Origin of the sequence: Bhargavaea ullalensis (assembly GCF_042432615.1) — a bacterium.
In the GTDB taxonomy this organism is placed as follows: domain Bacteria; phylum Bacillota; class Bacilli; order Bacillales_A; family Planococcaceae; genus Bhargavaea; species Bhargavaea ullalensis.
This window is the reverse complement of the sequence record NZ_JBHLWY010000006.1, coordinates 1-11,974: the sequence shown is the minus strand read 5'-3', so window position 1 is coordinate 11,974 and position 11,974 is coordinate 1. Positions and strand designations below refer to the sequence as shown.

The 11,974-nt window shown below is 56.7% G+C and carries 12 protein-coding genes; all 12 read left to right on the top strand.

What is annotated here, in order from left to right; translation table 11 throughout:
- The first annotated feature begins 32 nt into the window (after positions 1-32).
- The gene (gene rimP, locus ACFFIY_RS01490) at positions 33-503 is read left to right on the top strand and encodes a ribosome maturation factor RimP (protein WP_354196317.1); all 471 of its coding nucleotides are present in this window, start codon (positions 33-35) and stop codon (positions 501-503) included.
- A 30-nt stretch (positions 504-533) separates the two neighbouring features.
- The gene (gene nusA / locus ACFFIY_RS01485; protein ID WP_354196319.1) at positions 534-1,775 is read left to right on the top strand and encodes a transcription termination factor NusA; all 1,242 of its coding nucleotides are present in this window, start codon (positions 534-536) and stop codon (positions 1,773-1,775) included.
- Positions 1,776-1,794: 19 nt separating this feature from the next.
- Complete coding sequence (rnpM, locus tag ACFFIY_RS01480) at positions 1,795-2,073, top strand: RNase P modulator RnpM (protein ID WP_354196321.1); 279 nt, start codon at positions 1,795-1,797, stop codon at positions 2,071-2,073.
- Positions 2,074-2,078: 5 nt separating this feature from the next.
- Positions 2,079-2,396 carry a YlxQ family RNA-binding protein gene (locus ACFFIY_RS01475; RefSeq protein ID WP_354196323.1) on the top strand — a complete coding sequence of 106 codons (318 nt, stop codon included), beginning with the start codon at positions 2,079-2,081 and terminating at the stop codon, positions 2,394-2,396.
- Between the two features lie 4 nt (positions 2,397-2,400).
- On the top strand, positions 2,401-4,836 hold the full coding sequence (gene infB, locus ACFFIY_RS01470; RefSeq protein WP_354196325.1) for a translation initiation factor IF-2: 2,436 nt from the start codon (positions 2,401-2,403) through the stop codon (positions 4,834-4,836).
- A complete protein-coding gene (locus tag ACFFIY_RS01465; protein WP_354196327.1) occupies positions 4,833-5,111 on the top strand; it encodes a DUF503 domain-containing protein in 279 nt (92 codons plus the stop codon). Before infB ends, ACFFIY_RS01465 begins: the two co-directional genes overlap by 4 nt.
- Positions 5,112-5,131: 20 nt before the next feature.
- Positions 5,132-5,491 carry a 30S ribosome-binding factor RbfA gene (gene rbfA, locus ACFFIY_RS01460; RefSeq protein ID WP_354196329.1) on the top strand — a complete coding sequence of 120 codons (360 nt, stop codon included), beginning with the start codon at positions 5,132-5,134 and terminating at the stop codon, positions 5,489-5,491.
- A gap of 118 nt (positions 5,492-5,609) precedes the next feature.
- A complete protein-coding gene (gene truB / locus ACFFIY_RS01455; protein WP_354196331.1) occupies positions 5,610-6,542 on the top strand; it encodes a tRNA pseudouridine(55) synthase TruB in 933 nt (310 codons plus the stop codon).
- Entirely contained in the window at positions 6,539-7,486 is a 948-nt protein-coding gene (locus tag ACFFIY_RS01450; protein ID WP_354196333.1) for a bifunctional riboflavin kinase/FAD synthetase, read from the top strand. The genes truB and ACFFIY_RS01450 overlap by 4 nt, the downstream gene beginning before the upstream one ends.
- Before the next feature lie 123 nt (positions 7,487-7,609).
- Entirely contained in the window at positions 7,610-7,879 is a 270-nt protein-coding gene (gene rpsO, locus ACFFIY_RS01445; RefSeq protein ID WP_076756497.1) for a 30S ribosomal protein S15, read from the top strand.
- 388 nt (positions 7,880-8,267) lie between these two features.
- On the top strand, positions 8,268-10,379 hold the full coding sequence (locus ACFFIY_RS01440) for a polyribonucleotide nucleotidyltransferase (protein ID WP_354196335.1): 2,112 nt from the start codon (positions 8,268-8,270) through the stop codon (positions 10,377-10,379).
- A 90-nt stretch (positions 10,380-10,469) separates the two neighbouring features.
- Entirely contained in the window at positions 10,470-11,687 is a 1,218-nt protein-coding gene (locus tag ACFFIY_RS01435) for a M16 family metallopeptidase (RefSeq protein ID WP_354196337.1), read from the top strand.
- Positions 11,688-11,974: the final 287 nt, after the last annotated feature.

Genomic DNA, 11,974 nt, shown 5'->3' with positions numbered 1-11,974 from the left:
GAGCTTTTTTTCCGGGAACCAAGGAGGTTTTTATGAGCAAAATCACATCTCAAGTCGAAGAGCTCGTCAGCCCGATCCTTGATCAGGAAGGGCTGGAGCTGGTCGATATTGAATTCGTCAAAGAGGGCCGTGACTGGTTCCTCCGGGTATTCATCGATACGCCGGGCGGAGGAATCGACATCGAGCAATGTGCAGCTGTCAGCGAGCAGCTCAGCATGAAGCTGGATGAAACAGACCCGATTCCGCAGAACTACTTTTTGGAAGTGTCTTCTCCGGGAGCCGAACGGCCGCTCAAAAAGGAGAAAGACTTTGAAAATGCGGTGGGTTCGTTCGTCCACTTCCGGACGTATGAACCCATCGGCGGTTCGAAGGAGTTTGAGGGCTACCTGCTTTCCTACGGGGAAGAGGGAGCGGAGATCGAGATGAGAGTGAAGACCCGCAAAGTCAAGATCGAGATACCGAAGGACAAGATCGCGTTTGCGCGCTTGGCCATCGATTTCTAGGCATAAAGTCAGGACAGGAGTGAATAGCAGATGAGCAGTGATCTTCTTGAGGCGCTCACCGCCCTTGAAAAACAAAAGGGGATTTCCCGTGAGGTGCTGATTGAAGCGATCGAAACGGCACTTGTGACGGCCTACCGCCGGAACTTCAACCAGGCGCAGAATGTCCGTGTGGATCTGAACATGGACGCCGGCACGATGCGCGTGTATTCGCGTAAAGATGTCGTGATGGAGGATGACATCGAGGATGACCTCCTGCAGATTTCGCTTGAAGAAGCACGCAAGATCAATCCGCTCTATGAGCTCGGGGACGTCGTGGAAGAAGAAGTGACGCCGCGTGAATTCGGACGGATTGCCGCACAGACCGCCAAGCAGGTCGTTACGCAGCGTGTTCGTGAAGCGGAGCGCGGAATGATCTATGATGAGTACGTAGACCGTCAGGACGACATCGTCAACGGTGTCGTCGAGCGGCTGGATCCGCGGAACATTTACGTCAGCCTCGGAAAGGTGGAGGCCGTTCTTCCCTCGAACGAACAGATTCCGTCCGAAACCTACAAGCCCCACGACCGCATCAAAGTATACATCACGAAAGTGGAGCGCTCATCGCGCGGCCCGCAAGTGTTTGTTTCGCGGACCCACCCGGGACTCCTGCGCCGGCTGTTTGAAATGGAAGTGCCTGAAATCTATGATGGCATCGTCGAGATCAAGTCAATCGCACGCGAAGCGGGAGACCGCTCCAAAATCTCGGTCTGTGCACACAACGAAGACGTGGATCCGGTCGGCTCCTGCGTCGGCGCCCGCGGAAACCGTGTGCAGACGATCGTCGATGAACTGTCCGGCGAAAAGATCGACATCGTGGAATGGTCCGAGAATCCGGAAATCTTCGTCGCCAATGCACTGAGCCCCGCAAAGGTGCTGGATGTACTCGTCAACGAAGAAGAAAAGTCGACGACCGTCGTCGTGCCCGATTACCAGCTTTCCCTCGCGATCGGAAAGAGGGGTCAGAATGCGCGCCTTGCCGCCAAGCTGACCGGCTGGAAGATCGACATCAAGAGCGAAGCCGATGCACGCGAGCTCGGCATTTATCCGCGGACGGTGACCGGCGATGCGATGTCGGATGAAGACGGCTCCGGGGAAGAGTGGCTGGAAGATGAAGTGTTCGGTGAAGCAGAGTATGATTTGTATGATGAAGCTGAATCCGAAGAGTCCGGCGAGATCGACCTGTACGGTGAAGATGCCGGCGAAGATGAAGCGGAGCCGGCAGACGAAGACTGACCGGAAAGGATGACAAGCGATGGCGAATGCCAAGAAAGTGCCTCTCCGCAGATGTGCGGCAACGGGCGGCATGTTTCCGAAGAAAGAAATGATCCGCATCGTCCGCTCCAAGGACGGAGAAGTGTCCGTTGACCCGACGGGCAAAAAGTCCGGCCGGGGCACCTACATCTCCAAATCGGAAGAGGCTGTCAAACAGGCGAAAAAGCGGAATGCCCTTGAAAACCAGCTCGGGGTGAAAGTGCCCGATGAATTATATGATGAGGTTCTTCGCCTCATCCTGAGAGAAAAACTGTTATGAGAGACATGAGCCGGCAAAAAGTGTTCAACCTGATCGGCCTTGCGGCGCGCGCACGCAAAATTACGACAGGTGAAGAACTGGTACTCGGCGCCATCCGGAACGGATCGGCGAGAGTGGTCGTCCTTTCAAACGATGCTTCGGCCAACACGGCGGACAAGATGAAGAACAAGTGCAGCCATTACGGAATTCCACTGCATGAATTCGGCTCCCGTTGCGAGCTAGGCCATGCAATCGGAAAGGAGGCGCGCGTCGTAGTGGCAATAACGGACAGCGGTTTTGCAAAAAAGCTGTCCAGCCTGCTAAGGGAACAAGAGGAGGAGTGACCGAATGACGAAGATCAGAGTCCATGAATATGCGAGAACGGTCAATAAATCAAGCCGGGAAGTCATCGACGAACTGAGCAAAATGAATATTGACGTTAAAAATCATATGTCCATGCTGGACGGGAACGCTACCACCAAGCTGGACCAAAAGTTCGGCCGGGAAGGCGGACAGCCAAAGCGTGACGGCAACCGCACGGGCAATCAAGGCGGCAACCGACCGGCAGGCCAAAGCCAAGGCGGCAATCGCCAAGGCCAGGGCGGCAATCGTCCGGCAGGCCAAGGCCAAGGCGGCAATCGTCAAGGCCAGGGCGGCAACCGACCGGCAGGCCAGAACCAGGGTACAGGCAACCGCCAGGGCCAGGGCGGCAACCGACCGGCAGGCCAGAACCAGGGTACAGGCAACCGCCAGGGCCAGGGCGGCAACCGACCGGCAGGCCAGAACCAGGGCACAGGCAACCGCCAGGGCCAGGGCGGCAATCGACCGGCAGGCCAAAGCCAGAGCGGCGGCAATCGTCCGGCAGGCCAGAGTCAGGGCACAGGCAACCGCCAAGGCCAGGGTGGCGGCAACCGCCAAGGCCAGGGCGGACGCAGAGGACCGGGCGGGCGTCCAATCCGCGGCACGCATCAGGGCAGAAAGAAACGGCAGCCGGTCCAGCAAGTTCCGCGCACGCCAAAACCGCTGCCGGAGAAAATCACCTTCTATGAATCGCTTTCCGTGGCCGAACTGGCCAAAAAACTTGGCCGGGAACCTTCGGAAATCATCAAAAAGCTCTTCATGCTCGGCGTGATGGCCACGATCAACCAGGAACTCGACAAAGATGCGATTGAGCTTATCTGTGCCGATTACGGGGTAGAAGTGGAAGAAGAGATCCGCGTGGACATCACCGACCTGGAAACTTACTTCGAGGAAGAAGAAGGCGCGGAGGAACTCAAAGAAGAACGTCCGCCGGTCGTGACGATCATGGGTCACGTTGACCACGGGAAAACGACCCTGCTGGACTCGATCCGCAACACGAAAGTGACGGAAGGCGAAGCAGGCGGCATCACCCAGCATATCGGTGCCTACCAGATTGAAGACAAAGGCAAGAAGATCACCTTCCTGGACACTCCGGGTCACGCCGCATTCACCACGATGCGTGCCCGCGGAGCCAAAATCACCGATATTACGATTCTCGTTGTGGCAGCGGATGACGGCGTTATGCCGCAGACCATCGAGGCGATCAACCACGCCAAAGCTGCGGAAGTGCCGATCATCGTCGCTGTCAACAAAATGGATAAGCCGTCCGCCAATCCGGACCGCGTCATGCAGGAATTGACGGAGCACGGGCTCGTGCCGGAAGACTGGGGCGGGGAGACGATCTTTGTCCCGATTTCAGCATTGAAAGATGAAGGCATCGACACGCTGCTTGAAATGGTTCTTCTCGTTTCCGAAGTGGAAGAACTCAAGGCCAATCCGAACACACGCGCACGCGGCACTGTCATTGAAGCCCGGCTCGACAAAGGCCGCGGCTCTGTCGCTACGCTGCTCGTCCAGGACGGCACGCTCAAAATCGGCGATCCGATTGTTGTCGGCTCCGCATTCGGACGCGTCCGCGCCATGGTCAATGACGTCGGCCGCCGCGTAAAAGACGCCGCACCTTCCACCCCGGTTGAAATCACCGGGCTGAATGATGTGCCGCTCGCCGGAGACCGCTTTGTCGTATTCGAAGACGAAAAGACGGCCCGCCAGGTCGGGGAATCCCGCGCCATGGACGTCATCCAGGAACAGCGCGGCGAGAAATCCCGCGTCACGCTCGACAATCTGTTCGAACAGATGAAACAGGGCGAAATGAAAGATCTGAACCTCATCGTCAAAGCAGACGTGCAGGGTACGGTCGAAGCGATGGCCGCTTCCCTCATGAAGATTGAGGTCGAAGGCGTCAACGTAAAAATCATCCATACAGGCGTCGGTGCCATCACGGAATCCGACATCAGCCTGGCAGCGGCTTCCAATGCCATCGTTATCGGCTTTAACGTTCGACCGGACGTCAATGCCAAGCGGGCGGCCGACGAGGAAGGCGTGGACATCCGCCTGCATAAGGTCATCTACAAAGTGATTGAAGAAATCGAATCCGCGATGAAGGGCCTCCTGGATCCAGAATTCGAAGAAAAAGTCATCGGCCAGGCAGAAGTGCGCGAAACGTTCAAAGTCTCCAAGGTCGGCACAATTGCCGGCGCTTATGTGACCGAGGGCAAAGTGACACGGGATTCCGGCGTCCGCGTGATCCGCGACAGTGTCGTCATCTTTGAGGGCGAGCTCGATACGCTCAAGCGTTTCAAGGATGATGCCAAGGAAGTTTCCCGCGGCTATGAGTGCGGGATGACGATCAAGAACTTCAATGACGTCAAGGAAGGCGACATCATCGAAGCCTTCGTCATGCAAGAGGTCGAGCGGGCGTGATCATCCTCGCCGAATGCGAGTTTCATCTTTATGAAACCCATTCTTTGAAGGACAAGCGGGCCATCCTGCAGCGCATGCTCACCAGGGTCAGACAGCAATATAATGTCTCCATCGCCGAAACAGCCTATCAGGATCTGTGGCAGCGGGCCGGCATTTCGGTTGTCGCTGTGGCTTCATCGAGGACCGCGGCCGAACGGGAAGTCGACCGCGTGCTGAATTTCCTGATGTCCCATTCCGGCTGGGAGATGACTGAAAGCACAAAGCAAGACTTATAGCGGAAGCCGAGGTGTTCAATATGACAATGAGGGCAAACCGCGTGGCGGAGCAGATGAAAAAAGAGCTTGGGGAGATCATCGCCAGAAAACTGAAGGATCCCCGGATCGGATTCGTCACGGTGACGGACGTCGAAGTGACCGGCGACCTCCAGCAGGCCACCATCTTCATTTCCGTGCTGGGCGACGACCGCCAGAAGGAAGAGACGCTCAAAGGGCTGACGAAGGCGAAAGGGTATATCCGGTCCGAAATCGGACATCGGATCCGCCTGCGGAAAACTCCGGAGATCTTCTTTGAGTTCGACGAGTCGGTCGATTACGGGAACCGGATCGAATCTCTTCTCAGGCAGGTCAATGAATCAAAGCCGGAGACAGAGGAATAATGGAAAAGAGCCTGCAGCCGGATCGGCGCAGGCTCATTTTCCGTACATACGCAGTGGCTGCCGGCAGAAGGCACAGATGACGGTGTCTGTTTCTGCCGGACAGAAAGGGGGTTCCGCAATGCATGAAGGGATCTTGCCGCTCTGGAAAGAGAAAGGCATGACGTCTCATGACTGTGTGTTCAAGCTGAGGAAAATTTTGCGGATGAAGCGCATCGGCCATACCGGCACGCTCGATCCGGACGTGGAAGGCGTCCTGCCGATCTGCCTCGGCAAAGCAACCAAGGCTGCCGAGTACATAACAGATGCCGGCAAAACGTACGAGGCGGTGATCAGCATCGGCCGCGCCACCGAGACCGAAGACGCGGGTGGCGCGACAGTCGACTCGGACCTCTCTGAGAAGCAAATCCCGGCGGACCGGGTCCGGGAGGTCCTGGAAAGCCTGACAGGCGAAATCGTCCAGACGCCGCCGATGTATTCCGCCGTCAAGGTGAATGGCCGCCGGCTTTACGAATATGCACGCAAAGGAATTGAAGTGGAACGGCCGTCGCGCACGGTCGTCATCCACCGCATGGAATTGCTATCGGGCGAACCGGTTTTTGCAGGAGAGGAGCCGCAGTTTAAAATCCGGGTGGAATGCGGAAAAGGGACGTATATCCGGACGCTTGCCGTTCGGATCGGCGAGGAGCTCGGCTATCCGGCCCACATGGCGTCGCTCGTGAGGACGGCTTCCGGACTTTTTTCATCCGGCGACTGCCTGACGCTGCAAGAGGTGGAGAGCCTCCGGGAGGCCGGCCGGCTCGATGAAGCGATTTTTCCGGTGGAACGGGCACTCGACGGTTTCCCTGCAGAAGAATTGGACGACGATCTGTTTGCGCGCGTCCTGAACGGTCAAGTATTGCCGGCTCACGGGCAGCTTGAGGAAAATGAGCGGATGGTCTTCACAAAACAGGGGAGAGCCGTCGCGGTTTACCGCAGGCACCCCGAAAAACCGGGACTGATGAAGCCGGAAAAAATGTTCGGATCTCCTGAAGAGAAGGAGGAAAACCAGTGAAAATCTTTAATATCTTATACCCGGCTATGCCGGATACGGGTGCCGGCGGCTATTCCGTCGCGGCGGGATTTTTCGACGGCGTCCACCGCGGACATCAGAAAGTGATCGGGCATGCGCTGGAAGTCGCCGAAAGAGAAGGGCTGATCCCGGCCGTCATGACATTCGATCCTCATCCGTCCGCCGTTCTCGGCAACAAGAAAGAAGTGACCTACATAACGCCGATTGATCAGAAGATGGAAATTCTTGAAGGCATGGGAGTAGAAGCGGTGTTTGTCATCCGGTTCACGAAAGAATTTGCATCGCTCACTCCGGAGATGTTCATTGACGCTTATGTGAAAGGCATCGGCGTCCGGCACATCACGACCGGATTTGATTTCACGTTCGGCAAGTTCGGCAAGGGGACACCCGAAGACCTCCGCCGCTTTGCGGAGGGAACTTATGGCGTTTCCGTCATCGGAAAAGTCGAGGAGGACGGCGACAAAGTGAGCTCAACGAGAATCCGCCGGCTGCTCGGAGAAGGGGACGTCCGGGGAGCCGCCGGACTTCTCGGACGCCCGCTCATGACTGACGGAACCGTCATAGAAGGAGACAAGCGCGGACGGCTGATCGGGTTCCCGACAGCGAACGTCAAGCCCGTAAAGGAATCCTTCTTGCCCGCTCCCGGTGTTTATGCCGTGTTCTTTGAAACGGACGGAGTGAAATACCCGGGCGTCCTGAATGCGGGCTATCGTCCGACGTTCAAGAATCCCGGGGAGACCGAGCTGTCGGTCGAAGTGAATCTGATCGGGTTTGAAGGGGACCTGTACGGGAAGGAAGTCCGGGTTCTCTGGATGGAACGGATCCGCGAGGAACGAAAGTTCGACGGCGTGGATGCGCTGAAAGAACAAATCAGTCGCGACAAAGAAGAAGCAGAAAAACTTCTTTCCGGACACGCCCGCGGTTGAATCGGACCCGATGCTGTGATATGATTTATTTGTGCTGAAGCACTTAACCGTTGCTTGGCAATCGATTCACCTACGTTTGCTGGGGAATTGGGGATATCATTTTATGTTTTGGAGGTGAACAGGATGGCATTGACAAAAGAGCGTAAAAACGAACTCATCCAAGAGTTCCGCACGCATGAATCGGATACGGGCTCCCCGGATATCCAGATCGCTATCCTCACGGAAGAGATCAACAACCTGAACGAACACTTGCGCACGCACAAGAAAGACCACCACTCCCGCCGCGGCCTTTACAAAATGGTCGGCCGTCGCCGGAACTTGCTCAAGTACCTTCGTGAAAACGACGTTCAACGCTATCGCGACCTGATCGCGAAACTCGGCCTCCGCCGATAATCGCGTGACCTTTAAAAAAAGCGGGCTTCGGCCCGCTTTTTTCTATGCCCGAAATCCCTTCGCATCCCACCGCCATTTTTGGTACACTAAATTAGATACATAGAAAGAAAAGCGGAGCGGGCCGCCTAGACCCGACAGGCATAAGTCCGCCGGCGGAGCGAAGCCTGCTTCGAGTAGCCGTCGGACTTATGACCCCGAGGGTCTGGCCCACGCAGCTGGACAAAGAAAAGCGGAGCGTGCCGAGATGGGAAGCCGGCCAAAGACAACCGATTTGCGGCAAAGGCTGGCTGACCCGCTGATGCGGTCCTCCCGTAGGGCTTGCTCCTGTATTTCCGGCAGAACAAATGACCAAAATGAATATGGGTATTTAAAGAGAGGAGACATCCGTTTGAACGTCAATGAGAAGAAGTACACCTTCAATTGGGCCGGCCGCGATCTGGTCGTGGAAACCGGCAAGTTTGCCAAGCAGGCAAACGGTGCGGTTCTCGTGCGGTACGGGGATACGGCTGTGCTTTCGACGGCAACCGCTTCCAAAGAACCGAAACCGCTTGATTTCTTCCCGCTCACCGTCAATTATGAGGAGCGGCTGTACGCGGTCGGGAAGATACCGGGCGGGTTCATCAAGCGGGAGGGGCGTCCGTCGGAAAAGGCGGTCCTGACAAGCCGGCTGATTGACCGTCCGATCCGTCCGCTGTTCCCGGACGGCTTCCGCAACGAAGTCCAGGTAATTTCCATGGTCATGTCCGTGGACCAGGACTGCTCCTCCGAGATGGCAGCGATGTTCGGTTCCTCGCTGGCACTCATGGTGTCAGATATACCGTTTGGCGGCCCGATTGCGGGTGTCCAGGTCGGCCGGATCGACGGGAAATTCATCATCAACCCGACGATCGAACAGGAAGCCCAGAGTGACATCGATCTCATCGTCGCCGGCACGAAAGACGCCGTCAACATGGTCGAAGCGGGGGCACAGGAAGTTCCGGAATCCGTGATGCTGGAAGCCATCATGTTCGGGCATGAGGAGATCAAACGCCTCATTGCCTTCCAGGAAGAGATCGCCGCTGAAATGGCGAAGGACAAGCGGGAAATCCGGCTGTTTGAGCTGGATGAAAACTTGTTCGGCATTGTGAAAGAGCAAGCCGAGGCGCGTCTTCTCGAATCGATCCAGGTGAAGGAAAAGCATGCCCGGGAAGAAGCCATCCAGGCTGTGAAAAAAGAAGTGCTCGAAAGCTATGCGGACGACGAGGATGCCGATCTCGGACAGGTCCGGGCCATCCTGGACAAGCTCGTCAAGGAAGAGGTCCGTCGGCTGATCACGGATGAAAAAATCCGTCCTGACGGCCGCCGCCCGGATGAGATCCGGCCGCTTGCTTCCGAAGCCGGCGTGCTCGGCCGCACGCATGGGTCCGCGCTCTTCACACGCGGGCAGACGCAGGTGCTCAGCATTTGTACGCTCGGTGCGCTCGGGGACGTCCAGATCATCGACGGCCTCGGACTCGATGAGTCGAAACGGTTCATGCACCACTATAACTTCCCTCAGTTCAGCGTCGGAGAAACCGGTCCGATCCGCTCCCCGGGCCGCCGCGAAATCGGCCACGGGGCACTCGGTGAACGGGCGCTCGAGCCGATCATCCCGACCGAAGAACAGTTCCCGTATACCATCCGAGTGGTTTCCGAAGTGCTTGAATCGAACGGTTCCTCCTCGCAGGCATCAATCTGCGCTTCCACGATGGCGATGATGGACGCGGGTGTTCCGATCAAGGCACCGGTTGCCGGGATCGCGATGGGACTCGTCAAAAACGGGGAGAACTACACTGTTCTGTCCGACATCCAGGGCATGGAAGACGCACTCGGCGACATGGACTTCAAAGTGGCGGGCACCGAAAAGGGCATCACGGCACTCCAGATGGACATCAAGGTGGCCGGCCTGTCGCGTGAAATTCTGGAGGAAGCGCTCGGCCAGGCGAAAAAAGGCCGGATGCATATTCTGGAAAACATGATGAGTGCCATTTCGGAGCCCCGCACCCGTCTGTCTGACTATGCGCCGAAAATCCTCGTCGTGAAGATCAAGCCGGACAAGATCCGGGACGTCATCGGACCGGGCGGCAAGCAGATCAACAAGATCATCGAAGAGACCGGCGTCAAAATCGATACCGAACAAGACGGCACGATCTACATTTCGTCGGTGGACCAGGCGATGAACGAAAAAGCGAAGTCCATCATCGAGAACATCGTCCGTGAAGCGAAAGTCGGCGAGTATTACGACGGCAAAGTGAAGCGGATTGAAAAGTTCGGCGCGTTCCTGGAACTGTTCCCAGGAAAAGATGGACTGCTTCACATTTCCGAAATCCAGGAAGAGCGGACGAACAAAGTCGAAGATGTCCTGAAGATGGGGGACGTCGTCCGGGTGAAGGTCGTGGAGATCGACAATCACAACCGGGTGAACCTGTCCCGCAAAATCGTTCTCAAAGAAGAGCAGGAAAAGAAGGAAGAACAATCCTGAACACCTATAGATGGGACCGGCCGGTGACCGCTGGCCGGTTCCTTTTTATCTGTCCGGCAGTATACGGACATTCCTGAGGGGGGAGCAATGATGATCAACAAAATGACTTTGCCAAACGGGGTCCGGATCGTCTGCGAAAAGATGCCGTCCGTCTCCTCCGTTTCTGCGGGCATCTGGGTGAAGGCAGGTTCTCGCAACGAAGACGAGACCGAAGCGGGCCTCGCCCATTTCATCGAGCATATGCTGTTCAAGGGATCCGGGAAACGGTCGGCGAGGGACATCGCCGTGGCGTTTGATAGAACAGGCGGATGGGTGAACGCCTTCACTTCCAAGGAAGAGACCTGTTACTTCATGAAGGTGCTGGACGAGCATGCGGAAGGCGCGCTGGAAGTGCTGGCGGACATGTTCTTCTCCTCGGCGTTTGACGAAGGGGAAATGGAGAAAGAAAAATCCGTCATCCTCGAGGAGATTGCAATGGTGGAAGACGATCCCGAGGACGATGTCCATGAGCAGCTGATCGCGGCGATGTATCCAAATCATCCGATGGGAAGGCAGATCCTCGGAACCCGGCAGAGCGTTCGTTCGTTCACTCCCGCACAGGCACGGAATTTCATGGCCAGGTTTTACCGGCCGGAAAACATCGTGATTTCCCTGGCCGGGAAAATCAGCGAATCATTGATCCGTAAAACAGAACAGCTCTTCGGAAGCTGGACTCTGCCAATAGAAAGATTCCATACACAGGAAGCCCCGGTGTTTCATCCCGGTGAAATCTTAAAAAGGCGGGAAGCCGAACAGGCCCATTTCTGTCTCGGGTATCCGGGACTCGACGTCCACAGTCAGGATATTTACGGGCTCATCATCCTGAACAGCCTGCTCGGCGGCAGCATGTCTTCCCGGCTGTTCCAGTCGCTGAGGGAAGACCGGGGGCTCGCCTACTCCGTCTACTCTTACCACTCGTCTTATTCTGACAACGGATCCGTCACAATCTACGGAGGAACATCGCCGGAACGGTTGGATGAAATGCGGACGGCGATTGACGAGGAGGTCCGCAAACTGGCGGATGGGGGAGCGGCCGTCATGGAGATCGAAGACGCGGTCAGCCAGATGAGGGGCAGTCTCCTGCTGGGCCTGGAAGACCCGGATGCCCGGATGAACCGCAACGGAAAAACGGAACTGTTCATCGGCGAGCACCGTTCTCCCGAAGAGGTATTCCTTTCGTTCGGCCGGGTGGACAAAGAACAGGTTGACCGGCTGGCGCACGAACTGTTTTCCGGCCCGCGTGCGACCGCACTCATCCTGCCAAACTGACTATCATCCCTTCAAGTGCCGCCGTGCAGGATTCCGCTGCCCGGCGGCACTTTTTGTGCGCCCAGCATGGGCGCAGTCTATAGGGTGCAAGTCCCGAGCTGTGAAGGCAGAAGTAACAGTTAGCTTAACGCAAGGGTGTCCACCGTGAGGTGGAATCTGAAGGAAGCGGGCGGCAAACCTCCGGTCTGAGGAACACGAACTTCATAGAAGGCTAGGTGCATTTGGGTGAGTTTGCATAACAAAACAAAGCCCTTTCTGCCGAAGGATGCACAGAGTAAATGAAGCAG

Coding starts and splice junctions, on each gene's coding strand:
- rimP (WP_354196317.1), top strand. CDS start 33: ATGAGCAAAATCACATCTCAAGTCGAAGAGCTCGTCAGCCCGATCCTT.
- truB (WP_354196331.1), top strand. CDS start 5,610: ATGCATGAAGGGATCTTGCCGCTCTGGAAAGAGAAAGGCATGACGTCT.
- rnpM (WP_354196321.1), top strand. CDS start 1,795: ATGGCGAATGCCAAGAAAGTGCCTCTCCGCAGATGTGCGGCAACGGGC.
- rpsO (WP_076756497.1), top strand. CDS start 7,610: ATGGCATTGACAAAAGAGCGTAAAAACGAACTCATCCAAGAGTTCCGC.
- rbfA (WP_354196329.1), top strand. CDS start 5,132: ATGACAATGAGGGCAAACCGCGTGGCGGAGCAGATGAAAAAAGAGCTT.
- nusA (WP_354196319.1), top strand. CDS start 534: ATGAGCAGTGATCTTCTTGAGGCGCTCACCGCCCTTGAAAAACAAAAG.
- ACFFIY_RS01435 (WP_354196337.1), top strand. CDS start 10,470: ATGATCAACAAAATGACTTTGCCAAACGGGGTCCGGATCGTCTGCGAA.
- ACFFIY_RS01475 (WP_354196323.1), top strand. CDS start 2,079: ATGAGCCGGCAAAAAGTGTTCAACCTGATCGGCCTTGCGGCGCGCGCA.
- infB (WP_354196325.1), top strand. CDS start 2,401: ATGACGAAGATCAGAGTCCATGAATATGCGAGAACGGTCAATAAATCA.